The 25,538-nt window shown below is 70.2% G+C and carries 21 protein-coding genes; 15 read left to right on the forward strand and 6 right to left on the reverse strand.

What is annotated here, in order from left to right; all coding sequences use genetic code 11:
• Positions 1–9 precede the first annotated feature (9 nt).
• From sbnA to NLX83_RS35370, 4 genes are all read left to right on the forward strand, one after another.
• Positions 10–1,014, forward strand: coding sequence for a 2,3-diaminopropionate biosynthesis protein SbnA (gene sbnA / locus NLX83_RS35355; RefSeq protein ID WP_254239611.1), 1,005 nt, complete (start codon positions 10–12; stop codon positions 1,012–1,014).
• Positions 1,015–1,034: 20 nt separating this feature from the next.
• Positions 1,035–2,000 carry a clavaminate synthase family protein gene (locus NLX83_RS35360; protein ID WP_254239612.1) on the forward strand — a complete coding sequence of 322 codons (966 nt, stop codon included), beginning with the start codon at positions 1,035–1,037 and terminating at the stop codon, positions 1,998–2,000.
• A 239-nt stretch (positions 2,001–2,239) separates the two neighbouring features.
• Positions 2,240–3,784 carry a tryptophan halogenase family protein gene (locus NLX83_RS35365; RefSeq protein WP_254239613.1) on the forward strand — a complete coding sequence of 515 codons (1,545 nt, stop codon included), beginning with the start codon at positions 2,240–2,242 and terminating at the stop codon, positions 3,782–3,784.
• 3 nt (positions 3,785–3,787) lie between these two features.
• Entirely contained in the window at positions 3,788–4,294 is a 507-nt protein-coding gene (locus NLX83_RS35370) for a flavin reductase family protein (RefSeq protein WP_308209437.1), read from the forward strand.
• Between the two features lie 25 nt (positions 4,295–4,319).
• On the opposite strand, the gene NLX83_RS35375 is transcribed toward NLX83_RS35370, so the two are convergent.
• Positions 4,320–4,697: a winged helix-turn-helix transcriptional regulator gene (locus tag NLX83_RS35375; protein ID WP_254239614.1), complete on the reverse strand. Its 378-nt coding sequence runs from the start codon at positions 4,695–4,697 to the stop codon at positions 4,320–4,322.
• Positions 4,698–4,831: 134 nt separating this feature from the next.
• Here NLX83_RS35375 and NLX83_RS35380 point away from each other — a divergent pair, with 134 nt between their 5' ends.
• Positions 4,832–5,677 carry an SDR family oxidoreductase gene (locus NLX83_RS35380; protein ID WP_254239615.1) on the forward strand — a complete coding sequence of 282 codons (846 nt, stop codon included), beginning with the start codon at positions 4,832–4,834 and terminating at the stop codon, positions 5,675–5,677.
• Between the two features lie 3 nt (positions 5,678–5,680).
• Here the strand turns inward: NLX83_RS35380 and NLX83_RS35385 are convergent, their stop codons facing one another.
• The 5 genes from NLX83_RS35385 to NLX83_RS35405 form a co-directional block, all read right to left on the reverse strand.
• The gene (locus NLX83_RS35385; protein WP_254239616.1) at positions 5,681–6,268 is read right to left on the reverse strand and encodes an HdeD family acid-resistance protein; all 588 of its coding nucleotides are present in this window, start codon (positions 6,266–6,268) and stop codon (positions 5,681–5,683) included.
• A gap of 278 nt (positions 6,269–6,546) precedes the next feature.
• Positions 6,547–8,115, reverse strand: a complete 1,569-nt coding sequence (locus NLX83_RS35390; protein ID WP_254239617.1) for an alpha/beta hydrolase — start codon at positions 8,113–8,115, stop codon at positions 6,547–6,549.
• A gap of 162 nt (positions 8,116–8,277) precedes the next feature.
• A complete protein-coding gene (hrpA, locus tag NLX83_RS35395; RefSeq protein WP_254239618.1) occupies positions 8,278–12,150 on the reverse strand; it encodes an ATP-dependent RNA helicase HrpA in 3,873 nt (1,290 codons plus the stop codon).
• Between the two features lie 50 nt (positions 12,151–12,200).
• The gene (locus NLX83_RS35400) at positions 12,201–13,283 is read right to left on the reverse strand and encodes an ATP-dependent DNA ligase (RefSeq protein ID WP_254239619.1); all 1,083 of its coding nucleotides are present in this window, start codon (positions 13,281–13,283) and stop codon (positions 12,201–12,203) included.
• A 715-nt stretch (positions 13,284–13,998) separates the two neighbouring features.
• The gene (locus NLX83_RS35405) at positions 13,999–15,018 is read right to left on the reverse strand and encodes a phosphotransferase (RefSeq protein ID WP_254239620.1); all 1,020 of its coding nucleotides are present in this window, start codon (positions 15,016–15,018) and stop codon (positions 13,999–14,001) included.
• 502 nt (positions 15,019–15,520) lie between these two features.
• On the opposite strand from NLX83_RS35405, the gene argC reads away from it, so the two are divergent.
• The 10 genes from argC to tyrS all read left to right on the forward strand — a co-directional run bounded on the left by argC (position 15,521) and on the right by tyrS (position 25,219).
• Positions 15,521–16,549 (forward strand): N-acetyl-gamma-glutamyl-phosphate reductase, encoded by a 1,029-nt coding sequence (argC, locus tag NLX83_RS35410; protein ID WP_254239621.1) that lies wholly within the window; start codon positions 15,521–15,523, stop codon positions 16,547–16,549.
• The gene (argJ, locus tag NLX83_RS35415; RefSeq protein ID WP_254239622.1) at positions 16,546–17,733 is read left to right on the forward strand and encodes a bifunctional glutamate N-acetyltransferase/amino-acid acetyltransferase ArgJ; all 1,188 of its coding nucleotides are present in this window, start codon (positions 16,546–16,548) and stop codon (positions 17,731–17,733) included. The genes argC and argJ overlap by 4 nt, the downstream gene beginning before the upstream one ends.
• The gene (argB, locus tag NLX83_RS35420) at positions 17,730–18,617 is read left to right on the forward strand and encodes an acetylglutamate kinase (protein WP_254239623.1); all 888 of its coding nucleotides are present in this window, start codon (positions 17,730–17,732) and stop codon (positions 18,615–18,617) included. Before argJ ends, argB begins: the two co-directional genes overlap by 4 nt.
• A complete protein-coding gene (locus tag NLX83_RS35425; RefSeq protein WP_308209440.1) occupies positions 18,617–19,825 on the forward strand; it encodes an acetylornithine transaminase in 1,209 nt (402 codons plus the stop codon). Before argB ends, NLX83_RS35425 begins: the two co-directional genes overlap by 1 nt.
• Positions 19,822–20,757 carry an ornithine carbamoyltransferase gene (gene argF, locus NLX83_RS35430; RefSeq protein WP_254239624.1) on the forward strand — a complete coding sequence of 312 codons (936 nt, stop codon included), beginning with the start codon at positions 19,822–19,824 and terminating at the stop codon, positions 20,755–20,757. Before NLX83_RS35425 ends, argF begins: the two co-directional genes overlap by 4 nt.
• Entirely contained in the window at positions 20,754–21,281 is a 528-nt protein-coding gene (locus NLX83_RS35435; protein WP_254239625.1) for an arginine repressor, read from the forward strand. Before argF ends, NLX83_RS35435 begins: the two co-directional genes overlap by 4 nt.
• Positions 21,278–21,814, forward strand: a complete 537-nt coding sequence (locus NLX83_RS35440; protein ID WP_254239626.1) for an argininosuccinate synthase domain-containing protein — start codon at positions 21,278–21,280, stop codon at positions 21,812–21,814. The genes NLX83_RS35435 and NLX83_RS35440 overlap by 4 nt, the downstream gene beginning before the upstream one ends.
• Complete coding sequence (gene argH, locus NLX83_RS35445) at positions 21,811–23,223, forward strand: argininosuccinate lyase (RefSeq protein ID WP_308209438.1); 1,413 nt, start codon at positions 21,811–21,813, stop codon at positions 23,221–23,223. The genes NLX83_RS35440 and argH overlap by 4 nt, the downstream gene beginning before the upstream one ends.
• Before the next feature lie 77 nt (positions 23,224–23,300).
• The gene (locus NLX83_RS35450) at positions 23,301–23,909 is read left to right on the forward strand and encodes a DNA-3-methyladenine glycosylase (RefSeq protein WP_254239635.1); all 609 of its coding nucleotides are present in this window, start codon (positions 23,301–23,303) and stop codon (positions 23,907–23,909) included.
• 35 nt (positions 23,910–23,944) lie between these two features.
• Positions 23,945–25,219: a tyrosine--tRNA ligase gene (gene tyrS / locus NLX83_RS35455; RefSeq protein WP_308209439.1), complete on the forward strand. Its 1,275-nt coding sequence runs from the start codon at positions 23,945–23,947 to the stop codon at positions 25,217–25,219.
• The last annotated feature ends 319 nt before the right edge of the window (positions 25,220–25,538 follow it).

A 25,538-nucleotide genomic window follows, 5' to 3' on the forward strand; every position in this document is an offset into this window, starting at 1 on the left:
GTGGGGAGCGTGCCGATCATCTCCGAGCCGCAGGACTTCCACCAGGACGACCTTTTCGTCGACCTGGAGGGGACCTTCGGCCGCAGGCTCTACCTCAAGTGCGAGGGGTTCAACTTCGCCGGCTCGATCAAGCTCAAGGCCGCCAGGGAGATGATCGAGGCGGCCGAGCGCAGCGGCGCGCTGCGCCCCGGCACGATCCTCGTCGAGTCCTCGTCGGGCAACCTGGGTGTGGCGCTGAGCATTCTGGCCGCCAGCAAGGGGTATGAGTTCCTGTGCGTGACCGACGCGCGCTGCAACCTCGCGACCAAGCGGCTGATCGAGACCCTCGGCAGCCGGACGCACACGATCGTCGAGCCCGACGCCGACGGCGGTTTCCTCGGCGCGCGCCTGCGGTACGTGCGTGAGCTGTGCGAGTCCGACGACCGCTACCTGTGGCTCAACCAGTACGCGAACCCGGCGAACTGGAAGGCCCACTACCGGTGGACCGCGCCCGCCATCGCCCGCAACTTCCCCGACCTCGACGTGCTCTTCCTCGGGGCGGGGACCACGGGAACCCTGATGGGGTGCGCGCGGTACTTCAAGGAGCACCACCCCGGTGTCACCGTCGTGGCGATCGACGCCGTCGGCTCGGTGACCTTCGGGTCCCCCGCGTTGCCCAGGATGATTCCCGGCCTGGGCACCGGAGTTCGCCCACCACTGCTCGATGTGTCCTATGTGGACCATGTAGTGCACGTCCCGGAGATCGACACCATCCGGGCGTGCCACCGCTTAGCCCGCAAGGGTTTTCTGTTCGGCGGCTCCACAGGGACCGTGGTCAGCGGCGCGATGCGCTGGCTGGCGGAGTTCGCGCCAGGTGGTGACCCGACCACCGTGGCGATCGCCCCCGATCTCGGGGAGCGGTACCTGGACTCGGTGTACCAGCGCGGTTGGGTCGAGGAGATCTACGGACCCGAAGCGCTCGACCTCGACCACGAGGAGACAGTGACGATGCTGCAATCGATGGGTAGTGCGTGATGTCTGTAACCGTTGACGTGATGAGTGCGGCGCCGCAGGTGGTGTCGCTGACAGAGACCGAAGCCGCCGCGGTGACGGAGATCGCCATCGGCCTGCTGGGGGTCGCGGGCGGCGTGATCGACGATCCCGAGTGGGTCGCGGCCGCCCGGGAGGCGTGGGACGAGCTGCCGGTCACCGTCCGCAGGTCGATCCGCCGGTTCCGCAGGGACTCCGGTCCACAAGGGACTCTGCTGCTGCGTGGCCTGCCAGTCGGCCTGGACACCCTCGGTGACACGCCGATGGTCGCGGGCTCGGTGCAGCGCCAGGCCACGGTCGGTGCCGCCGTGCTGGCGATGGTCGCCTCCGGCCTCGGTGACCCGGCCGCGTTCCGCCCGGAGAAGACCGGCGCCCTCGTGCAGGACGTGGTTCCGGTGCCCGGCAAGGAAACCTTCCAGGGCAACGCGGGTTCGGTGCTGCTGTCGTTCCACAACGAGAACGCCTTCCACGAGCACCGCCCGGACTACGTGATGCTGCTGTGCCTGCGCTCGGACCACGAGGGCATCGCGGGCCTGCGCACCGCCTGCGTCCGCCAGGTGCTCGACCTGCTCAGCCCGCGCAGTCGAGAAGCCTTGTCCCGCGCGGAGTTCATCACCGAGGCGCCTCCGTCCTTCGGTGAGGGCAACAAGCCCGTCGCGCACGCCGTGCTCTCCGGTGCGCCGGACGATCCCGACCTGCGGGTGGACTTCGCCGCCACGCAGCCCCAGACCGAGGCCGGTTCGGCCGCACTGGTGGAGCTCGGCGAGCTGTTCGAGCAGACGTCGACCAGTTCCGCTCTGACGCCGGGGGATCTGGCGATCGTGGACAACCACGTGACCGTGCACGGGCGGACCGCGTTCACGCCGCGCTACGACGGACGTGACCGGTGGCTCCAGCGGACGTTCTCCCTGACCGGGCTCCGGCGTTCGCGCGCGTCCCGGCCGGAGGACGGCTACGTCCTGGTGGACTAGGGGTCTCACCGTGAGGTCGGCTTGCCCAGACTCGGGGCAAGCCGACCTTTTTCTTTTGCCCCAAGGGTGACATAAATGCTCAGCTCGATCTTGTTGGCATGAGTGGAAAAGTGGAGATCCCGTCCACTGTGGTCACAATGCAAACCGTTGCGCGCCAATAGTAAAGACTTTGATAACGCGGCAAAAGAATCCCTGCTTACGGTCGCGCCAGAGGGCTGGACGATCCGAGGAGCGTTGGTGTGATCAAGTCAGTGGTCATTGTTGGCGGTGGCACGGCGGGCTGGATGACAGCCACGTACCTGAAGGAGGCGTTCGGCGACCGCGTCGACGTGACGCTGGTGGAGTCCAAGCGGGTCGGCACGATCGGCGTCGGCGAGGCCACCTTCTCCACGGTCCGGCACTTCTTCGACTACCTCGGGCTGGACGAGCGGGAGTGGATGCCGGAGTGCTCGGCCTCCTACAAGCTCGCCATCCGCTTCGAGGACTGGCGCCGCAAGGGGCACCACTTCTACCACCCCTTCGAGCGCCTGCGCGTCGCCGACGGCTTCACGATGGCCGACTGGTGGCTGCGGCTGGGCGACGGCGGCGAGCACTTCGACCGGGACATCTACCTCACGCCGACCATGTGCGAGAACAACCTCTCGCCGCGGCTGCTCGACGGATCGCTGTTCGTGTCCAACCTGGACGGATCGCTCGGCAAGTCCACTTTGGACGAACAGCGGGCGCAGTTCCCCTACGCCTACCACTTCGACGCCGACCTGCTGGCGAAGTTCCTGGCGAAGTTCGGTGCCAAGCGCGGGGTCAGGCACGTCATCGACGACGTGGTGGAGATCGGCCAGGACGAGCGCGGCTGGGTCAGCCACGTCACGACCAAGGAGAACGGCGACCTGCACGGCGACCTGTTCGTCGACTGCACGGGCTTCCGCGGCGTCCTGATCAACCAGACCCTCGGCGAGCGGTTCGAGTCCTTCACCGACGTGCTGCCCAACAACCGCGCGGTGGCGCTGCGGGTGCCCCGCGAAGGCGAGCTGGCCAAGACCATGCAGCCCTACACCACCGCGACCGCGATGGACTCGGGCTGGATCTGGACCATCCCGCTCTTCCAGCGCAACGGCCACGGCTACGTCTACTCCGACGAGTTCTGCTCGCCGGAGGAGGCCGAGCGCACCCTGCGCGAGAAGGTCGCCCCCGGCCAGGACCACTTGGAGGCCAACCACATCCGCATGCGGATCGGCCGCAACGAGCGCTCCTGGGTGAACAACGTGGTCGCGATCGGCCTGTCCTCCGGCTTCGTCGAACCGCTGGAGTCCACCGGCATCTTCTTCATCCAGCACGGCATCGAGCAGCTGGTGAAGCACTTCCCGGACGAGCACTGGGACCCGCGCCTGGCCGACGCCTACAACAGCAAGGTGGCCCACGTCATCGACGGCGTGAAGGAGTTCCTGGTCCTGCACTACCGGGCGACCGAGCGCGACGACACCCCGTACTGGAAGGCGACCAAGGCCCGCGCCATCCCCGAGGGCCTGGCCCCCAGGCTGGAGCACGCGCGTTCGCTGCTGATCGACGAGTCCTCGATGTACCCGCACTACCACGGGTTCGAGTCCTACTCGTGGATCACCATGTCGCTCGGTCTCGGACTCCAGCCGGAGCGCCCGCGTCCCGCGCTGGCGCACATCGACCCCGTCAACGCCAACGAGGAGTTCGCCCGGCTGGCCGCGGAGGCCAAGGAGCTGGTGGAGAACCTGCCCACCTGCTACGAGTACATCAACTCGATCAACGGCTGAACCGTGACTGCCGCACCGGTTTCCCGCGACGTCACGGCGGCGGGGCAGTTCCGCGACCTGATGAGCGCCTTCCCCAGCGGGGTCTCGGTCATCACCGCCGTTGACGCGGACGGCGCACCGCACGGGATGACCTGCACGTCGCTGACCAGCGTCGCGGCCGACCCGCCGACGCTGCTGGTGTGCCTGAACCTGCGCAGCGGGACGCTCGCCGCGATCCGGGACAGCGGTGGCTTCGCGGTGAACCTGTTGCACAGCAAGGGAAAGCGCGCCGCCGAGCTGTTCTCCTCCGCGGCGCCGGACCGGTTCGGCCGCCTGCCGTGGCGGCCCTCGGCCCAGGTCGGCGCGCCGCTGCTGGTGGAGGACGCCTTCGCCACGGCCGAGTGCGTCGTCGCCGACACGCACGTCTCGGAGGACCACGCGATCGTCATCGGCAGGGTGGTCGACATCGTCCAGCGCGAGGACGATCCGCTGCTCTACGGCTTCCGGAGCTTCTCCTCCTGGGAGCGCTGAACGCGAAGGGCTGGGGCCGGGGGTCTCAGCCCTTCGCCTTGTCGTGAGCCTGGCGCGCGACCATGATCTCCGGCAGCCGCTCCTCGACGAACAGGACGAGCGCGACCAGCTTCTCCGCGGTCTGCTCCCCGAGCGGGGTCAGGCTGTACTCCACCTTCGGCGGGATCACCGGCTGCGCCTCGCGGTGCACGAAACCGTCCCGCTCCAACGCTTGCAGCGTCTGCGACAGCATCTTCTCGCTGATCCCGTCGACGCGGCGGCGCAGCGCGTTGAACCGGAACGTGCCTTCCGTCAACGCCATCATCGCCAGGATTCCCCAGCGCCCGGTGACGTGCTCCAACGCGTCCCGCGAGGGGCACGCCCTGTCGAAGACGTCAGCGATGAGCTGCTGGTGGGCGTCCATGTCCTTGACAGTACCCCTGGGTCCAGCACAACCGAATGTGATAGTACTAACTAGCAGTTGGCACTAACCAGAAGTTAGTACACTCTGACTGGTGAGCGCGGGACCGCCCCGCGCCGCACCGCGAGGAGATCACCATGATCGTCATCACCGGAGCCACCGGCGGCCTGGGCGCGCTGGTCGTCGAGTCCCTGCTCGAGAAGGTCCCCGCGGACCAGGTCGCCGCCGCCGTCCGCAGCCCGGAGAAGGCCGCTGGCCTGGGGGTCCAGGCGCGCGCCGCCGACTACGCCGACCCGGCGAGCCTGGAGCGCGCGTTCGCCGGCGCCGACGTGGTGCTGCTGATCTCCGGCAACGAGTTCGGCAAGCGCGCCGAGCAGCACACCAACGCCATCAACGCCGCGGTCAAGGCGGGCGTCGGCAGGCTCGTCTACACCAGCGCCCCGTTCGCCGACTCCGGCCGGATGGCGCTCGCCGACGAGCACAAGGCCACCGAGGAGGTCCTGCTCGCCTCCGGGCTGACCTACACGATCCTGCGCAACGGCTGGTACCACGAGAACTACGCGCAGGCGATCACCGGCGCCGCCGAGTCCGGCGTGATCACCGGGAGCGCGGGCGACGGCCGGGTCTCCAGCGCGGCGCGCGCCGACTACGCCGAGGCCGCCGCGGTGGTGCTGGCCACCGAGGGGCACGACAACAAGATCTACGAGCTCTCCGGCGACACCGCGTGGTCCTTCGCCGAGCTGGCCGAGCAGATCTCCCGCGCCTCCGGCAGGGCGGTGGCCTACCAGAACCTCACCACCGAGGAGCACATCGCCCAGCTCACCGGCGCGGGCCTGCCCGAGCCGGTCGCGGGCATCTTCGCCGACGTGGACGCCAACATCGCCAAGGGCGGGGTCCTCGACCACACCCCCGGCGTGCTGCGCGAGCTCATCGGCCACCCCACGCAGCCGATCTCCGACTACGTGGCCAACCTGCTGAAGTAGCGGTCAGAGCGCGGCGGTCGTGCCCTCGGCCAGCTCGGCCTCGGCGGCACGGCGCTTGCCGATGGTCCGCAGCCTGATCCCGACCAGCGTGAGCACGATGCCCCACAGCAGCGCGAAGGCCGCGATCGTGACGATGAGCGCGATCGCGCCTTCGCCGGGGCTGATGAACAGCGCCAGGCCGAGCGCGAGGGACAGGCCACCGCTGACGAACAGCAGCCACTCGCGGGCGAGGACCTTGCGCAGCCGCCACGCGACCACGATCTGCAGCACGCCCGCCACCACCGACCACGCGGCGATCACGTACAGCAACGTGAGCGCGGTGATCTCCGGCAGCGTGACCGCGACGATCCCCGCCGCCAGGCTCACCACGCCGAGCAGGCCGGTCATCCACCGGTCGGCCGAGGGAACCACCTTGTCGGCGAGCGCGACCGCCACGGCCACCAGGCCGTCGATGAACGCGTAGACGCCGAACACCAGGACCAGTGCCAGCACGGTGATGCCGGGCCAGGCGAGCGAGACGATCCCGAACAGGATCGCGGCCACCCCGCGCACGACCACGAGCCACCATCGACGCAGCAGGAAATCACCCATGCGCACATGGTCAACCCGGAGTGCTACCGCTGCCACTCGGAGTGCTCACCGATCCGGTGGAGTCGCGTCAGTCTGGCGGCGGTGTCGACTCATGCGTGATCACGCATACCGTGGAGTTTCCGGGGCTCCCACGAGCGTGGAGGTAACAATGGAAGAGATGTCGGCCGCGGGCGGCTGCAGCTGCTGCAGCAACTGCACGGGTCCTGGCTGCGGTTGCTGCGGAGGCTGCTGACCCAAGACACCCAAGACGCTGTGACCGGGTGTGCCCGTCGGACCTTCTACGGCGGGCACACCGTCGCGTTCGCGGGCATCTTCCCGTCCACCAGGTAGTCCTTCAGCGCGGCGCCGACGCAGCCGCTCCCGGTCAGCGCCCCGTGCCCGCTGCTCTGCCAGGTCACCAGTGCCGCCCCGGGCAGCTGCTCCGCGGTCCGCTTCGTGCCCTCCGGCGGCGTCACCGGGTCCGCCGCGGTGTTCAGCACGACCATCGGCCCGGCTCCGGCCGCCCGCACCGGCGGCAGCGGCTGGCTCGGCACCGGCCACGGCCCGCACCACATCAGCCGCTGGCTGAACACCGGCCCGAACAGCGGGCTCCGGCCGTTCCACTCCTTGATCAGCTGTGCGGCCCGGTCCGGCGGGATGCGCACCGTGGTGTCGTTGCACGCGGTGATCAACGACCCGTCGAAGCGCGAACCCACCGTGCTCTTGTTCTTGATCACCGGCGCCAGCAGCGCCGCGATCGGGGCCGGGTCCCCGGCGGCGGCCTTGCCGAGCGCCTCGCCGAGCGCGGGCCACGCCGACCGCTCACCCAGCGCGGAGACCAGCGTGAACATCGCCGAGCCGCTGTTCACCGCGATCCCGTCGGAGCTGTTGAGCGACTTCTCGTCGAGCTTGGCCAGCAGATCGGTCACCGACTTGCGCGGATCGGAGCCCAGCGCGCAACCCCGCTTCACGCAGTCCGCGGCGAACTCCGCGAACGTCGCCTCCGCCGCGGCGGCCTTCGCCTGCGCCAGCCCGATCCCGTCCGCCGCGGGGTCCGGCGAACCGTCCAGCACGATCCGGCCCGCCTTGTCGCCGAACCGCTCGGCGAACACGGTCAGCACCCGTGAGCCCTCGCCGCTGCCGATCGCGTGCAGGTGCTGCATGCCCAGGAGCTCGCGGACTTTGTTCAGATCCGAGGCGGTCCGCCAGGTGTCGTTCGCGGGCAGCTGTTCGTCCAGGTCGAGCATGCACTCCTGGGAGGCTTCCCTGGCGATCTCCAACAGTTCGTTGATTTTCGCCCCGTCCTTGGCGGCGGGGTCGAAGCCGATCAGCCGCTGCCGGATCGACTCCGGCACGCACTGCAGGTGCTCCGACTCGCCCGTGCCGCGCCGGTCGACACCGATCAACGAGAAGGTGCCCATCACCTCCGGCCCGAGCTTCTGCGCCAGCCGCGCCGCGAACAGGGTGCCCGGCTCGCCGTTGATGTCGTTGACCACCACCAGCGGAACCGGCCCGGTCCCGGCCTTGAGCACCGCGATCCGGGTCGTGCCCCGCCCCGGGCGGCTCGGCGAGTCCAGGTTGTTGCTCACCCTCGCGCACTCGAAGCGCATCGTGGTGCCCGCCGCGTCACCGAGCCGGAACCGGGTCTGGCTCGTGCAGTCCGACCAGCTCATGCGCGCGCCCTCCGGCGCACCCAGCGGCCGCACCGCGGCGGGCGGCGCTCCAGGAGGTGTGGCGATCACCGGCGGGGCGTCCCCGTCGTGCACGACCGCGGGCCGGTTCGACGGCCCCACCGTGCACGCGGCGCCGACCGCCGCCACGACCAGTGCGACCGCCGTGGTGCTGAACGCGGCCCTACCTCGTGGCACGCCAAACCCCCTCGCTCCGCGATACCCCCGCACCCTTTCACGCCCCCCGTGAACCCCAGGTGAGCGCCCCCGCCCCACCCCCACGCGCCGACGTACCCAATGCGCCATTCGTAACGTCAGACGTAACCAATGCCGCATTGGTTACGCACCCCCGGCCCCCGGTCAGATCTGGTCCATGGCGCGGTAGATGCGCTTGTCGGAGACGGGGTACGGGGTGCCCAGCGTCTGCGCGAAGTAGCTGACCCGCAGCTCCTCGATCATCCACCGCACCCGCCGCACCTCCGGGATGTCGCCGACCTCGGCGAGCAGTTCGCGGTACTCCTGCTCCACCGCGTGCACGGCGCGCATCGAGTCCAGGTCCCGCTGTGCGTTCGTGGACAGCTTCCCGATCCGTTGCTCGATCGCCTTCAGGTAGCGGGGGAGCTGCGGCAGCTGCGCGGACCCCGTGGCCGCCACGAAACCCGGACCGACCAAAGTGGACAGTTGACCTCGGATGTCCGCCAATGCCGCACGGGAAGCCGGGAAGTCCGGCGCGTCGGACAACGCGCGCTGCACGGCCTGCCACGCCCCCACAATCTGCTGCACGTGGCCGAGCACGTCCATCATCACGTTGCCGAGCTCCGCGCGGACCTTGTGCCGCAACGCCCCGAAGCCCTCCGCGTTCCACGCCGGACCGCCGCCACCGGCGATCAGCTGGTCCACCGCGCAGTCCGCGCAGTCCGCGAGCAGCGCGCCGACCCCGCCGTGCGGACTCGAGCTCAACGTCAGCTTGGCCTGGTTGGACAGCCGCCCGTGCACGAGCTTGATCGGCGACGGCGTCCCGAGCAGCAGCAGCCGCCGCGTGCCGAGCCACATCGCGCGCCGCTGCTCGTCCTCGGTCTCGAACATCCGCACCGCGACGCTCGAACCCTCGTCCACCAACGCCGGGTAGGCGGTGACCGCATAGCCCGCGCGCTGCTGGGTGAACGTCCTGGGCAGCTCGCCGATGGTCCAGTCGGTGAGCCCGGACCGCTCCACCGCGTTGCCCGCCGTGGACAGCTCGCGCTGCACCTTCGTCTTCAACCGGGCCTTCAGCGCGGTGAGGTCCTTGTCCTCGGCGACCTTGGCGCCCTTCTCGTCGACCACCCGGAACGTGATCTTGAGGTGGTCTCCGACCTTGTCCAGCTCCCACGCGTCCGGCGCGACCGCGACCCCGCCCAGCGCCTGCAACTGCGTCTCCAGCTCGGCCAGCAGCAGCGCGTTCGACGGCTTCAACCGCGCCAGCAACGCGTTCACGTAGTCGGGCACCGGGACGAAGTTGCGCCGCAACGCCTTCGGCAGCGACTTCAGCAGCGCGGTCAGCAAGTCCTTGCGCAGACCGGGAACCTGCCAGCTGAACGGCTCCGGCTCCAGCTGGTTGAGCGCCGCGACCGGCACGTGCACGGTGACGCCGTCCGCGTCCGCGCCCGGCTCGAACTGGTAGGTCAGCCTCAACCGCAGGTCGCCGTAGTGCCACTCGTCGGGGTAGTCGGCGTCGCTGACCCCGCCGACCCGCTCGTTGATCAGCATCGAGCGGTCGAAGGTCAGCAGGTCCGGCTGCTCCCTCCGCGTCTTCTTCCACCAGGTGTCGAAGTGCCGCGCGGAGATCGCCTCGGCCCCGACCCGCTTGTCGTAGAACTCGAACAGCGTCTCGTCGTCGACGACGATGTCCCGTCGCCGCGCCCGGTGCTCCAGCTCCTCGACCTCGGCGAGCAGTTCGCGGTTGGTGCGGAAGAACTTGTGGCCGGTCTCCCAGTCACCCTCGACGAGCGCGTGCCGGATGAACAGCTCGCGGCACAGCTCCGGATCGACCTTGCCGTAGTTCACCTTGCGCCCGGCCACGATCGGGATGCCGTAGAGCGTGACCCGCTCCAGCGCCATCACCGCGCCCTGCTTGCGCTCCCAGTGCGGTTCGCTGTAGTTGCGCTTGACCAGGTGCCCGGCCAGCTTCTCGATCCACTCCGGTTCGATCTTCGCCGCGACCCGGCCCCACAGCCGCGTCGTCTCGACCAGTTCGGCCGCCATCACCCACCGCGGCTGCTTCTTGAACAGCGCCGAGCCGGGGAAGATCGAGAACTTCGCGTTGCGCGCGCCGAAGTACTCGTTCTTGGCCGGGTCCTTCATGCCCACGTGCGACAGCAGCCCCGCGAGCAGGGCGGTGTGCACCTTCAGCGGATCGGCGGGCTCGGTGTTGAGCGTGATCCCGAGCTGCTTGGCCACCTGGCGCAGCTGGCTGTCGATGTCCTGCCACTCGCGCACCCGCAGGTAGTTCAGGAACTCCGCCTTGCACAGCTTGCGGAACCTGTTGGAGGACAAGGCTTTCTGCTGCTCGCGCAGGTAGTTCCACAGGTTCAGGTAGGTGACGAAGTCCGAGTCCTTGTCGCGGAACCGCGCGTGCTGCTGCGCCGCCGCCTCCTGCTTCTCCACAGGGCGCTCGCGAGGGTCCTGAATGGACAGTGCGGCCGCGATGATCATGACCTCGCGCGCGCAGCCGTTGTCCTCCGCCTCCAGCACCATCCGGCCCAGCCGCGGGTCCACGGGCAGCTGCGCGAGCTTGCGCCCGATCGGCGTGAGCGACTTCTCCTTGGCGTCCAACGCGTTCAGCTCCTGCAACAGCTGCACGCCGTCGGAGATGTTGCGCCGGTCCGGCGGCTCCAGGAACGGGAATCCCGCGATGTCGCCGAGCCCGATCGAGGTCATCTGCAAGATCACTGAAGCGAGGTTGGTGCGCAGGATCTCCGGCTCGGTGAACTCCGGACGGCTCTCGAAGTCCTCCTCGGAGTACAGCCGGACGCAGATGCCCTCCGACACGCGGCCGCAGCGGCCCTTGCGCTGGTTGGCCGAAGCCTGCGAGATCGCCTCGATCGGCAGCCGCTGCACCTTCAACCGGTGGCTGTACCGGGAGATCCGCGCGGTGCCAGGGTCCACGACGTACTTGATGCCCGGCACCGTCAGCGAGGTCTCCGCGACGTTGGTCGCCAGCACCACACGACGCCCGCGGTGCGCCTGGAACACCCGGTGCTGCTCGGCCGCGGACAACCGCGCGTACAGCGGCAGCACCTCGGTGTCGCGCATGTCGAGCTTCTCCAGCGCCTCCGCGGTGTCCCGGATCTCCCGCTCACCGCTGAGGAACACGAGCACGTCGCCCGGCCCCTCCAGCGCCAGTTCCTCGACGGCGTCGCAGATCCCCTGGATCTGGTCGCGGTCCTCGTCCTCCGGCGCGTCCGGGTCGGACAGCGGCCGGTAGCGCACCTCCACCGGGTAGGTCCGCCCGGAGACCTCCACGATCGGCGCGTCGCCGAAGTGCCGGGAGAACCGCTCCGGGTCGATCGTCGCGGAGGTGATGACCACCTTCAGGTCCGGACGCCGCGGCAGCAGCTGCTTGAGGTAGCCCAGGATGAAGTCGATGTTGAGGCTGCGCTCGTGCGCCTCGTCGATGATCAGCGTGTCGTACTGGTGCAGCTGCCGGTCGTTCTGCAGCTCCGCCAGCAGGATGCCGTCGGTCATCAGCTTGACCAGCGTGCTGTCGCTGCCGCGGTCGGTGAAGCGGACCTTGTAGCCCACCGTCTCGCCGACCTCGCCGCCCAGCTCCTCGGCGACCCGCTCGGAGACCGTGCGCGCGGCGATCCGGCGCGGCTGGGTGTGCCCGATCAGCCCGCGCACCCCGCGCCCCAGCTCCAGGCAGATCTTCGGGATCTGGGTGGTCTTCCCGGAGCCGGTCTCCCCGGCCACGATGACCACCTGGTGGTCCCGGATCGCAGCCAGGATCTCGTCCCTGCGCTGGCTGACCGGCAGCTGCTCCGGATATGTGATCTTCGGGACGGCGGCGCGCCGCTGGGCGACGCGCAGCTCGGCCTGCTCGACTTCGGCGGAGAGGCGTTCGACCAGCGCCTGGCGGTCCTTGGCCCGGCGGGCCCCGTCGATTCGACGGCGCAGGCGGCGCTCGTCGCGGAGCGTCACCTCGGAAAGACGATCTGCCAGGGCTGTCAGCGGAGACTTCGTGACCGGTGTTCCCATCGCACTACCAGGATAGATCTCGGGCGCTCGTGGTTTTTTCTAGTCCGCCGCTAGTCCGCCGGGCGGACCTCGCCGGAGAGCACCGAGGGCAGGTCGTAGCGCGCGGGCTGCTCCAACTGGTCGTACCGGCAGGACGCGGCGTCGCGGTCCGGCCGCCACCGCGCGAACTGCCCGTTGTGCCGCAGCCGCGCCGGGTGCGCGCCCTCGGTCTGGCTGTAGGAGATCTCCAGCACCCGCTCCGGCCGCAGCGGCTCCCACACCTGCTCGCCCTTGCGCCAGCGGTTCTCCCCGCCCGGCAGCCTGCGGTCGGTGTGCTCGCCCAGCCACGGGTGCCCCTCTTCCGCGCCGACCCGCAGCTCCGCCAGCTCCTCGACCAGCGCCCGCCGCCGCGCCATCGTGAACGATCCGACCACGCCGACGTGGTGCAGCACGCCCCGCTCGTCGTGCAGCCCCAGCAGCAGCGACCCGACCGCCGTCCCCGGCTCGGCCTTGACGTGCCACCGGAACCCCGCGACCACGCACTCCGCCGTCCGCGCGTGTTTGATCTTGGTGAGGACGCGCTTGCCGGGGGAGTAGGCCGCGTCGGCGGGCTTGCCGATCAGCCCGTCCAGCCCGGCGCCCTCGAACAGCGTGAACCACTCGCGGGCCGTCGCCGGATCGTCGGTCACCGGAGTGATGTGCACGCGCTCGCCCTGCGGCAGCACCTCCTCCAGCCGCTTGCGGCGCGCGCTGAACGGCTGGTCCAGCAGGCTCTCGTCACCGATCGCCAGCAGGTCGAAACCAATGAACCGGGCGGGCGTTTGTTCGCTGAGCAGGGTGATGCGGCTCTTCGCCGGGTGGATGCGCTCCGTCAGCGCGTCGAAGTCCAGCTCCCCGTCGCGGTCGATCACCAGCTCGCCGTCCACGACGATCCGCTCCGGCAGCTCGGCCAGCAGCGCCGCGCACATCTCCGGGAAGTACCGCGCCAGGTCCTTGCCGTTGCGCGACTGGAGGTACAGCTCGTCACCGTCCCGGAACACGATGCACCGGAACCCGTCCCACTTCGGCTCGTACCAGAGCCCGCCCTCGTCGGAGACCGCGTCCGCGGGGCTCGCGAGCATCGGCAGGACCGGAGGGTTCAACGGCAGCGCCATAGCCGCGCATTCTCACAGCTAGCTCCCGCTCCCGCAGCCGCTCACCGCACCCCGCCCCACACTCGACGCACCCGCCCGATCGTGTGAGCCCCGGTTCCGCAGTCTTCAAGTACCCCCAACCCCACCCACAGCGGTCTCAAACCGCCCCCAACCCCCGCGCCGTCCCACACGCCGCGTACCCAATGACGCATTCGGGGCGTTGGATTCCCTGAACGGGTCGTTCAGGGCACTCAACGCCCTGAACGAGTCGTTGAGGGCACTGGCGTTGGTGTGTCGTGGGGGGTTGGGGGTGGTTTGTGACTGCTGGGGTGGGGGTTGGTGGTACTTGAAGACTGGCGAACCCTGGGTGTCACGATGTGCTGAATGAGTCATTGGGGGCGCTGAAGTACCTCAATGACTCATTCAGGGCATACGCGAAGCGCGCGACGCGCACGGAGGCGCCACGACCACATCAGGCTGTCGTGCACCGCACCGCACTGAGCACGTCACAAGGACGAACGAGCACGTCAAGCCGCCGAACACCGCACCGCGCCGAGCACGTCCCGCCAGTTGTCCACATCGACCGCGCTTGTCCACAACCCCCGCCGAAGTGGATCTTCAACGGGGGTGGGGGTGGGACACTGGGACCGGGGTCGCCCCCCTGGGAGGGCGGGGGCTGGGTTGGGGCGCTGGAAAGCAGCGACGACACCAACCCGCGCCAATGCCCAGCGGTAGGTCAGAACTGGTCGGCCAGCAGCCAGCGGAGGCTGCGCGCGGCCAGCAGCTTGTTCGGCAGCGCCCTGATCAGCCCTGGGATCAGCTTCGCGCTGCGCTCCATGTCGTCCGGGCCCTGCGCGCCCTGGCCGATCGCCCGGCGCGCCACCGCGGCCACCCAGTCCACCTCGTTGCCCAGGTCACCGGCGGCGTCGACCACGTCAAGCGGCCGCTCCAGCTCGCCGCCCGCGGCCCGGTACCCGGCGATGACCTGGCGCAGCGTCTCCCGCACCGGCCCGTCGTCCTGGTTCCACCCGGACACCGACAGCGCGCAGCCCGCCAGGTCCTCCCTCGGCACCTTCGCCGCGGCCATGTCCCAGTCCACCAGCACCGGGCCCGTCGCCGCGACCAGCACGTTCTTCGCCCGCAGGTCGGCGTGCGTGAGCACGTCCGGCAGCCAGCGGGTGGCCGCGATCTGGGTGAGGTCGTAGATCTCCTCGACCACCGGCGCCAGCGCGGCCAGGTCACCGACCCACTCCGCGCCCGCGTCCTTGGACAGGTCCACCAGGTCCTGCCAGCGCGTCGCCTCGGCGGTCCCGGTCGGCGGGAACGCCCAGCGCGGCTCGGCGGGCATGGCCAGCGAGTGCATCGCGGCCAGCGTCCGCCCGGCCCAGTTGCCGACGCCCGCGTCGATGGGCTGGCTGATCGACCGGCCGTTCACCCAGTGGTGCACGCGCACCGTCGCGGGCGGCGCGTCGTCGACCGGCACCTCGGCCACCACGCCGCCGCCGGGCGGGGGCACCGGCTCCGGCATCCGGATCCGCGCGTGCCAGGCCGCCAGCTCCAGCCGCCACGCCGCCTGCAACCACGGCATCCACTCCGGGTTGTCCTGGCGGTTCATCTCCTTGACCGCATACGAGCCGCGATCGGTGTCCAGTCGCCACATCCGATGGACGTGGCCGCCGGGAACGGCACGCAGCCGGGCGCGGGCCTGGCCGAGTCCGAAGACCTTCGCCACGTCCTGTGCCTGCAACGTGCTCATACGTCGCCCATCGGCCGCGCACAGCTGCGGCCTGGATGGGCTGGCGTAACTCTGGGTAATCATCTTCTCGGCATTCTTGGTCACCGCCGCCTTGGCGAGGGTTACGCGGATGGGGGCCTGACATGGCCGTGGTGAGTGGTGCTCCTCCTGCCCAGGGGTGTCGCCGGTGGTCCCGGGTACCCCGCCGCCGTGGTTCTAGCCCTCGGCGCTTGGTGGTCGCCGCGGGCTGTCCGAGGCCAAAACTAAGGCAGCCCTTCGTCCGAACGGCCGCTCAGCGGGGGACCGTGCGCCGAATAGACGGTGAGCATCGGTGGTCGTCCACGACAGTTCGGCCGGACGTAAGAAATGTGACCGCGCGCCGCCCGGAGGTCGCTGAATGGCGGCAGCCGGACGCGCCGAACGGTCGAGGGGTTTAGGTGGATCATTGAGACCCGGGCCACATCCCGGTTACCGGTCGTGAATCCGCTTGAGTGAAATTGCAGTCCGACGCATAATCATGCGTATGTCGATTCGGGTCGCGGTCGCCGGTGCGAGCGGGTATGCGGGCGGAGAGCTGCTGAGGCTGCTCCTCATGCATCCCGAGGTGGAGATCGGCGCGCTCACGGCGGGCGGCAACGCGGGCACGCCGCTCGGCGCGCACCAACCACATCTTGCCCCGCTCGCCGACCGCGTGCTGGTCGAGACCACCGTGGACCAGCTCGCCGGGCACGACGTCGTCTTCCTCGCGCTGCCCCACGGGCACTCCGCCGAGATCGCCGCGCGGCTCGGCCAGGACGTGCTCGTCGTGGACTGCGGTGCCGACTACCGGCTGGCCGACGCCGCCGCGTGGCAGCGCTGGTACGGCGGCGAGCACGCCGGGACCTGGCCCTACGGCCTGCCCGAGCTGCCGGGCAACCGGGACAAGCTGCGCGGCGCGCGCCGGATCGCCGTGCCCGGCTGCTACCCGACCGTCACCTCGATCGCGCTCGCCCCGGCGCTGGCGGCCGGACTGATCGCGCCGGAGGTGGTCGTCGTCGCCGCCTCCGGCACCTCCGGCGCGGGCAAGAGCCTCAAGCCCAACCTGCTCGGCTCCGAGGTCATGGGCTCGGTCAGCACCTACTCCGTCGGCGGCGCGCACCGCCACACCCCGGAGATGACGCAGAACCTCTCGGCCGTCGCGGGTGAGCCGGTGTCCGTCTCCTTCACGCCGCTGCTGGTGCCGATGTCCCGCGGAATCCTCGCGACCTGCTCCGCCCCGGTCACCGCGGGTGTGGACGCGGCCCGTGCCCGCGAGGTCTACGCCGAGTTCTGCGCCGACGAGCCGTTCGTCCACCTGCTCCCCGAGGGCAGTTGGCCCGCCACCTCCTCGACGCTCGGCGCGAACACGGTCCACCTCCAGGTCACGGTGGACGCCGACGCGGGCCGCCTCGTGGTGGTCGGCGCCGAGGACAACCTGACCAAAGGCACCGCGGGTGGTGCCGTGCAGTGCATGAACATCGCCCTGGACCTGCCGGAGACCACCGGCCTGCCCACCGTGGGAGTCGCACCGTGACCAGCTTCCTGCCCCTCCGCTACGCCGGAGTCACCGCACCGGCTGGCTTCCGCGCCGCGGGCATCCACGCGGGCATCAAGGCCTCAGGGAAGAAGGACTTGACGCTCGTCGTCAACGACGGACCCCTCGACGTCGCGGCAGGCGTGTTCACCACCAACAAGGTCAAGGCCGCACCTGTGCTGTGGTCGCAGCAGGTGCTCACCCAGCACCGGGCGCGCGCGGTCGTCCTCAACTCCGGATGCGCCAACGCCTGCACCGGACCGGAGGGCTTCCAGGACACCCACGCCACCGCGGAGAAGGTCGCCGAGGTCCTGGGCTGCGGAGCCGGAGAGGTCGCGGTCTGCTCCACCGGTCTGATCGGCGAGCGCATCCCGATGGACGCGCTGCTGCCGGGCATCGACGCGGTGTCCAACGCGCTCGCGAGCACGAACGAAGCTGGGATCGACGCCGCCTTCGCCGTGATGACCACCGACTCCGTGCCCAAGTACGCCGAGCTGAGCCATGAGCCGGGCTGGTCGGTCGGCGGCTTCGCCAAGGGCGCGGGCATGTGCGCCCCCAACATGGCCACGATGCTCAGCGTCATCACGACCGACGCGGTGATCGACGCGGAGCTGGCCGACGCCGCACTGCGCGCCGCGGTGGGCACCACGTTCAACCGGCTCACCGTCGACAGTTCCACCTCCACCAACGACACCGTGCTCTTGCTGGCCTCCGGCGCCTCAGGAGTCACGCCAACCGCCGACGAGTTCACCGGCGTGCTGACCGCGGTCTGCATGGACCTGGTGCGCCAGTTGCAGGTCGACGCGGAAGGCGTGACCAAGCACGTCAGCGTCACCGTCTCCGGCGCGACCGACGACGCCGACGCGGAGCGAGTCGCCCGCGCCGTCGCTGACGACCCGCTGGTCAAGACCGCGTTCTTCGGCTCCGACCCGAACTGGGGCCGGATCGCCATGGCGGTGGGCAAGGCGGACGCGGCCGTCGACCCGGACCGGCTCGACATCACCCTCAACGGCGTCAAGGTCTGCGCGGGCGGAGTGCGCGGCGAAGACCGCTCGCTCGCCGACCTCACCGGCAAGGAGATCACCGTGCTCGTCGAGCTCGGCCTCGGCGCGGGCACGGCAACGCTGCTCAGCACCGACCTTTCGCACGCATACGTCGAAGAGAACTCGGCCTACTCCTCATGAACGTCAAGGTTGCGGCAGACAAAGCCGCCGTTCTCATCGAAGCCTTGCCGTGGCTGCAACGGTTCCACGGCGCGATCGTGGTCGTGAAGTACGGCGGCAACGCCATGGTCGACGACGAGCTGAAGCACGCCTTCGCACAGGACATGGTCTTCCTCCGCACCGCCGGCCTGCACCCGGTCGTCGTGCACGGCGGCGGCCCGCAGATCACCGCGATGCTCGACCGCCTCGGCATCCCCGGCGAGTTCCAGGGCGGCCTCCGCGTGACCACGCCGGAAACCATGGACGTGGTGCGGATGGTGCTGGTCGGCCAGGTCGGGCGCGAGCTCGTCGGCCTGGTCAACAAGCACGGCCCGCACGCGATCGGCATGTCCGGCGAGGACGCGAACCTCTTCACCGCGCAGCGCCGCACCGCGACCGTCGACGGCGAGCCGGTGGACATCGGCCTGGTCGGCGACGTGGTCTCGGTGAACCCGGGCGCGGTGCTCGACATCATCCAGGCCGGGCGCATCCCGGTCGTCTCCAGCGTCGCCCCGGACCCGGAAGGCGTGGTGCACAACGTCAACGCCGACACCGCGGCGGCCGCGCTGGCCATCGCGCTCAAGGCCGAGAAGCTCGTCGTGCTGACCGACGTCGAAGGTGTCTACGCCGACTGGCCGGACAAGTCCTCGCTGATCGACAGCATCGACGCCGAAGCGCTCGAAGGTCTGCTGCCGAGCCTGGCCAGCGGCATGGTGCCGAAGATGGAAGCGTGCCTGCGCGCGGTGCGCGGGGGAGTCCCCAGCGCGCACGTGATCGACGGCAGGCTCGCGCACTCCGTCCTGCTAGAAGTCTTTACCAGCTCAGGAATCGGAACCATGGTCGTGCCAGGGAAGGAGCAGCAGTGATCGCCTCGAACCAGGAGGGCGGACAGCGCTGGCGCTCCGCCCTCATGGACAACTACGGCACCCCCGCGCTCACGCTCACCAAGGGCGAGGGCTCCTACGTCTGGGACGCTGACGGCAAGCGCTACCTGGACCTGCTCTCCGGTATCGCGGTCAACTCGCTCGGCCACGCGCACCCCGCGATCGTCGAGGCGGTGAACAAGCAGATCAGCACCCTCGGCCACGTTTCAAACTTCTACTCGGCGGGACCCACCGTCGAGCTCGCCGAGCGGTTGCTGGACCTGCTCGACGCGCACGGAAACGGCAAGGTGCTGTTCTGCAACTCCGGCGCCGAGGCCAACGAGGCCGCCTTCAAGATGTCCCGGCTCACCGGCCGCACCAAGATCATCGCGACCGAGGGCGGTTTCCACGGCCGCACCATGGGTGCGCTCGCGCTGACCGGCCAGCCCGCCAAGCGCGACCCGTTCAAACCCTTGCCCGAGAACGTGATCCACGTTCCCTTCGGTGACACCGCCGCACTTGAGTCCATTGTGGACAGTGAGACGGCCGCGGTGTTCATCGAGCCGGTGCAGGGCGAGAACGGCGTGATCGTCCCGCCGGAGGGCTACCTGCACGCGGCGCGCGAGATCACCGCCCGGCACGGCGCGCTGCTCGTGCTCGACGAGGTGCAGACCGGGATCGGCCGCACCGGCAGCTGGTTCGCCTTCCAGCGCGCGGGAATCGTGCCGGACGTGGTGACACTGGCCAAGGGCATCGGGGGCGGACTGCCACTGGGCGTCTGCGTCGGCCTCGGAGCCGCGGGCGATCTGCTCGGCCCCGGCCAGCACGGCACCACCTTCGGCGGCAACCCGGTGTGCTGCGCCGCCGCGCTCGCGGTCCTGCGCACCATCGCCGACGAGGGCCTGTGCGAGCACGCCGCCGCGCTGGGCAAGGACATCACCGCGGGCATCGAGGAGCTGGACCACCCGCTCGTGCGCGGTGTTCGCGGAACCGGGCTGCTGCTCGGCGTCGCGCTGAACCAGCCGGTCTCCGCCGCGGTCGCCACCGCCGCGCGCGACGCGGGCTTCCTGATCAACAATGTCCAGCCGGACACGATCCGCCTGGCACCGCCGCTGATCCTCACCGACGACGAGGCCGCGAGCTTCGTCACCGCACTGCCCGCCCTGCTGGACACAGTGACGACTACAGCGACGAACGAGGAGACCTCGTGACACTGCGCCACTTCCTCCGGGACGACGACCTCAGCCCGGACGAACAGCTCGCCGTGCTCGACGTCGCGGCCGAGCTGAAGACCGCGCCGCAGGGCCGCACCCCGCTCGCCGGGCCCAAGGGCGTCGCGGTCATCTTCGAGAAGAACTCCACCCGCACAAGGCTTTCCTTCGAGGTCGGCATCGCCCAGCTCGGCGGGCACCCGGTCATCGTGGACGGCCGCACCATGCAGCTGGGCCGCGAGGAGACCATCGAGGACACCGCGCGCGTGCTCTCCCGCTACGTGGACATGGTGGTGTGGCGGACCTTCGCGCACGCCCGCATCGAGGCGATGGCCGGGGCCGCGAGCGTCCCGGTGATCAACGCGCTGACCGACGAGTTCCACCCCTGCCAGGTGCTCGCCGACCTGCAGACCATCCGCGAGCGCTTCGGCAAGCTCGCCGGGCTGACCCTGACCTACCTCGGCGACGGCGCCAACAACATGGCCCACTCGCTGCTACTCGGCGGCGTCACCGCGGGCATCAACGTCCGCATCGGCGCCCCCGCGGGCTTCCAGCCGCTGTCCTGGATCTACGACGCGGCCAAGCAGCGCGCGGCGGAGACCGGCGCCACCGTCGAGGTGCTGCACGACCCGAATGCCGCGGTCGACGGGGCGAACGTGCTGGTCACCGACACCTGGACCTCGATGGGCCAGGAGAACGACGGCAAGGACCGGGTCGGCCCGTTCCGGCCGTTCCAGGTCAACGAGGCGCTGCTCGCGGCGACCGGGACCGACTCGATCGTGCTGCACTGCCTGCCAGCGCACCGCGGCTGGGAGATCACCGACGAGGTGATCGACGGCCCGGCCAGCGCGGTCTGGGACGAGGCGGAGAACCGGTTGCACGCGCAGAAGGCGCTGATGACCTGGCTGATCCAGGAGGGGAGCCGCGGATGAGCTTCGAGGTGAGCCACCCGCGCGCCACCGCCGCGGCCACCAGGGCGGCCCGCCAGGCGCGCATCGTGGAGCTGGTCCGCCAGCTCTCGATCCGCAGCCAGACCGAGCTGGCCAAGATCCTCGGCGCCGAGGGCATCGACGTCACCCAGGCGACGCTGTCCCGCGACCTCGACGAGCTGGGCGCGGTCAAGCTGCGCGGAGCCGACGGCGGCGCCCCCGTCTACGTCATCCCCGAGGACGGCAGCCCCGTGCGCGGCATGGAGGGCGGCACCTCGCGGCTGACCAGGCTGCTCGGTGAACTGCTGGTCTCCACCGACCACTCCGCCAACCTGGCCGTGCTGCGCACCCCGCCCGGAGCCGCCCAGTTCCTCGCCGGGGCCGTGGACCGCGCCGCGCTCAACGACGTCGTCGGCACCATCGCGGGCGACGACACGATCATGGTGATCGCCCGCGAGCCGATCTCCGGCGCCGAGCTTGCCGAGCGCTTCATGGCCATGGCCGGGCACAGGGAGCACGACCAGTGAACGCCGAGTTCCTGCGCGCGATCCAGGCCAACGCCGTCAGCGCGCCGCTGGGCGGAGCCTGGGGCCGCACGCCCGAACCCGCCGACCCGCTGGACGTGGTGATCACCTTCGACCAGGGCGTCCCCGTCGCGCTCGACCGCGAGACGCTGAGCGTCCTCGAAGCTCTCCAGGAGCTGAACCGCCGCGCTGGCGGGCTCGGCTCGCTCGCGCTGACCACCGCGCACCAGGCGCTGGAGAGCATCACCCTGGAGAGCGACCTGCTCGGCTTCAAGGCCGGGGTCGACCGCCGCTGGGCCGAGCTGGTCCACGATCTTGTCCAGAACGGACAGTGGGACTCGCCGCTCAAGGACGCGCTGGACACCTTCATCGCCACCTCACAGGCGCGCGTCAGCGGCGAGGTCCGCCTCGCGCTGCGCGACGGGCGCGCCGTGGTCACCGGACGGCGCGGCGAGGAATCGCTCTACGATTTCCACCAGACCCTGGTCAGGGATGTCCGGGGTCGCACGAGGGACTTGCAGAAGGGGTATGTGTGACTGAGCAGCAATCGGCCCAGCTCTGGGGCGGGAGGTTCGCGTCCGGCCCCGCCGACGGCATGGCCGCGCTGAGCGTCTCGACCCACTTCGACTGGCAGCTCGCGTCCTACGACATCGCCGGGTCCCGCGCCCACGCCCGCGTACTGCACCGCGCTGGCCTGCTCTCCGCTGACGAGCTGGACCGCATGCTGGCCGCGCTGGACGTGCTCGACGCCGACGTGGCCTCCGGCGCGTTCGGTCCCCGCCCCGACGACGAGGACGTGCACACCGCACTGGAGCGCGGCCTGCTGGAGCGCGCGGGCCAGGAACTGGGCGGCAAACTGCGCGCCGGTCGCTCGCGCAACGACCAGATCGCCACGCTCTTCCGGATGTGGCTGCGCGACGCCGCCCGCCGGGTCGCCGCGGGCACCATCGACGTGGTCGACGCGCTCGTCGCCCAGGCCAGCGCGCACCCCGGCGCGGTCATGCCCGGCCGCACCCACCTCCAGCACGCCCAGCCGGTCCTGCTCGCGCACCACCTGCTGGCGCACGGGCAGAGCCTGCTGCGGGACGTGGAACGCCTGCGCGACTGGGACCGCCGCACCGCGGTCTCGCCCTACGGCTCCGGCGCGCTGGCCGGCTCCTCCCTGGGCCTCGACCCGGCCGCCGTGGCCACCGAACTGGGCTTCGACGCCCCGGCGGAGAACTCCATCGACGGCACCGCCTCGCGGGACTTCGCCGCGGAGATCGCCTTCTGCCTGGCCATGCTCGGCGTGAACCTCTCCAGGATCGCCGAGGAAGTGATCATCTGGACCACCGCCGAGTTCGGCTACGCCCGGCTCGACGACGCGTGGGCCACCGGCAGCTCGATCATGCCGCAGAAGAAGAACCCCGACGTCGCGGAGCTGGCCAGGGGCAAGAGCGGCAGGCTGATCGGCAACCTGACCGGGCTGCTCGGCACCCTCAAGGGCCTGCCGCTGGCCTACAACCGCGACCTCCAGGAGGACAAGGAACCGCTGTTCGACTCCGTCGCGCAGCTGGACCTGCTGCTCCCGGCGATGGCGGGGATGCTCGGCACCCTCACCTTCGACACCGACCGGATGGCCGCGCTCGCGCCCGCCGGCTTCACCCTGGCGACCGACATCGCCGAGTGGCTGGTCCGCGACGGCGTGCCGTTCCGGATCGCGCACGAGGCGGCGGGCGAGTGCGTCCGCCGCGCCGAGGCCAAGGGCATCGGGCTGGAGGAGCTGACCGACGCCGAACTGGCCGAGGTCAACCCGAACCTCACCCCGAAGGTCCGCGAGGTCCTGACCGTCGAGGGCTCGATCTCCTCACGCGACGCCTACGGCGGCACCGCCCCGGTCCGGGTCGCCGAACAACTCGACCGGCTCGTCGCGCGGCTCAGCCCGCACCGCGACTGGGCGAAGTGAGATCGGGGACCCCCTTCCAACCCGGGAGGGGGTCCTCTCGCATTGTCAGACCGACGCGGGAGAGTGAGCCGGTGACCCTGATCCGCCGCGAAGACCTGGCCATCGATCCCGTTCCCGCCTCCAGGGTGCTGCTCGGCAGCGTCCTGGAGACCGACACGCCGGACGGTCCCATCGGCGTGAAACTCGTGGAGGTCGAGGCGTACCGCGGCGGCGACGACCCCGCTTCCCATTGCTACCGCGGCAAAACCGCGCGCAACGCGGTGATGTTCGGCCCGGCCGGTCACCTGTACGTCTACTTCGTCTACGGCATGCACTTCTGCGCCAACGTGGTCAGCCTGCACGACGGCGAGCCCGGCGCCGTCCTGGTGCGGGCGGGCGAGGTGGTCACCGGCATCGACCTGGCCCGCCGCAGACGCCCCAACGCCCGTAACGACAGCGAGCTGGCCAAGGGCCCGGCCCGGCTGTGCTCGGTGCTCGGGCTGACCCGGGACCAGAACGGCATCGACCTGACCGACCCGTCCTCGCCGGTCCGGCTGCGCGCGGCCGACCCTGACGAGCAGGTGGAGATCGTCAGCGGTCCCCGCGTCGGAGTGGCCAACGCCGTCGACGTGCCCTGGCGGTTCTGGATCGCCGGATCGCCCGCCGTGAGCACCTACCGCAGGGGAGCCAAGCGCCGCCCTGCCTGACAAGTGCGTTGACCAGGTGGGGGAAGATGGGCGGCGTGAGTGAGCACATTCTCGACGAACTGTCCTGGCGCGGCCTGATCGCGCAGTCCACCAACCTCGACGCCCTGCGCGAGGATTTGGACAAGGGCCCACTCACCCTCTATGCCGGGTTCGACCCGACCGCGCCCAGCCTGCACGCGGGCAACATGGTCCCGCTGCTCGGCCTCCGTCGCTTCCAGCGCGCCGGGCACCGGCCGATCGTGCTGGCGGGCGGCGCGACGGGCATGATCGGCGACCCCCGCGACACCGAAGAGCGCTCGCTCAACGAGCTGGACGTGGTGGCCGCGTGGACCGAACGCATCCGCGGCCAGCTGGAGCGCTTCGTCGACTTCGACGGCTCGCCGACCGGCGCGCTGGTGGAGAACAACCTGACCTGGACCCAGTCGATCCCGGTCACCACGTTCCTCCGCGACATCGGCAAACACTTCTCGGTGAACGTGATGCTCTCCAGGGAGACGGTCAAGCGCCGCCTCGACGGCGAGGGCATGTCCTACACCGAGTTCAGCTACCTGCTGCTCCAGTCCAACGACTACGTCGAGCTGTACCGCAAGCACGGCTGCCGGCTGCAGATCGGCGGCGCCGACCAGTGGGGCAACATCGTCGGCGGCGTCGACCTGGTCCGCAAGACCGAGCGGGCCTCGGTGCACGCCCTGACGTTGCCGCTGGTCACCGATGCCGACGGCACCAAGTTCGGCAAGTCCACCGGCGGCGGCAGCGTCTGGCTGGACCCGGAGATGACCTCGCCGTACGCCTGGTACCAGTACTTCGTGAACGCCCAGGACGCAGACGCGCTCAAGTACCTGCGGATGTTCACCTTCCTCGACCGCGACGAGATCGCCGAGCTGGAGCAGTCCACGGCCGAGCGCCCGCAGCTGCGGGCGGCGCAGCGCAAGCTGGCCGAGGAGTTCACCACCCTGGTGCACGGCGAGGACGAGATGCGCCGCGTCGTCGCGGCCAGCCAGGCCCTGTTCGGTCGCGGCGAGATCCGCGAGCTGGACGCGGCCACGCTGAAGGCGGCGATGTCGGAGGCCCCGACCGGATCGGTGCGCCTCACCGACGAGCCGACCATCGTGGACCTGCTGGTGGCGTCCGGTCTGTCCCCGAGCAGGGGCGCCGCGCGCCGCACGGTGAACGAGGGCGGTGCCTACGTGAACAACGAGAAGATCGCCGACGAGGCGTGGCAGCCGAGCCGCGACGACCTGCTGCACGGCGAGTGGCTGGTGCTGCGTCGTGGCAAGCGTCACACGGCCGGGGTACAGGTCGCCGGGTAGTCCGAGCAGCCGAGACGATCGACGCGACGCCCGTCGCGAGCCCTCTGAACTGGGGTTTCGCGGCGGGCGTCGCGCTCGTTCACCGGGTCGACCAGGCGATTTGACTTCCGATCAAGCGCTGCGTAACTTTCTCCAGGCCAGCGCGGCACGGACCTCTTCGGACCGGGCGCGAGGCAAGTAGGACCCGCGAACCAAGCTCCCATCGCATGGTGGTAGAGTGGGCGGCCTGCGAAATTGGGAATAACACACTGCCTGACTAAATCCGCCTGGGTGTGGTGCGTCGTTGGCGTGTGCTCCCTGATATGTGAAGTGAATATGT

This window comes from Allokutzneria sp. A3M-2-11 16 (assembly GCF_024213555.1).
Lineage (GTDB): Bacteria > Actinomycetota > Actinomycetes > Mycobacteriales > Pseudonocardiaceae > Allokutzneria.

Coding starts and splice junctions, on each gene's coding strand:
- NLX83_RS35435 (WP_254239625.1), top strand. CDS start 20,754: ATGAGCTTCGAGGTGAGCCACCCGCGCGCCACCGCCGCGGCCACCAGG.
- NLX83_RS35405 (WP_254239620.1), bottom strand. CDS start 15,018: ATGAGCACGTTGCAGGCACAGGACGTGGCGAAGGTCTTCGGACTCGGC.
- NLX83_RS35380 (WP_254239615.1), top strand. CDS start 4,832: ATGATCGTCATCACCGGAGCCACCGGCGGCCTGGGCGCGCTGGTCGTC.
- NLX83_RS35400 (WP_254239619.1), bottom strand. CDS start 13,283: ATGGCGCTGCCGTTGAACCCTCCGGTCCTGCCGATGCTCGCGAGCCCC.
- NLX83_RS35385 (WP_254239616.1), bottom strand. CDS start 6,268: ATGGGTGATTTCCTGCTGCGTCGATGGTGGCTCGTGGTCGTGCGCGGG.
- argC (WP_254239621.1), top strand. CDS start 15,521: ATGTCGATTCGGGTCGCGGTCGCCGGTGCGAGCGGGTATGCGGGCGGA.
- NLX83_RS35360 (WP_254239612.1), top strand. CDS start 1,035: ATGAGTGCGGCGCCGCAGGTGGTGTCGCTGACAGAGACCGAAGCCGCC.
- NLX83_RS35375 (WP_254239614.1), bottom strand. CDS start 4,697: ATGGACGCCCACCAGCAGCTCATCGCTGACGTCTTCGACAGGGCGTGC.
- hrpA (WP_254239618.1), bottom strand. CDS start 12,150: ATGGGAACACCGGTCACGAAGTCTCCGCTGACAGCCCTGGCAGATCGT.
- argB (WP_254239623.1), top strand. CDS start 17,730: ATGAACGTCAAGGTTGCGGCAGACAAAGCCGCCGTTCTCATCGAAGCC.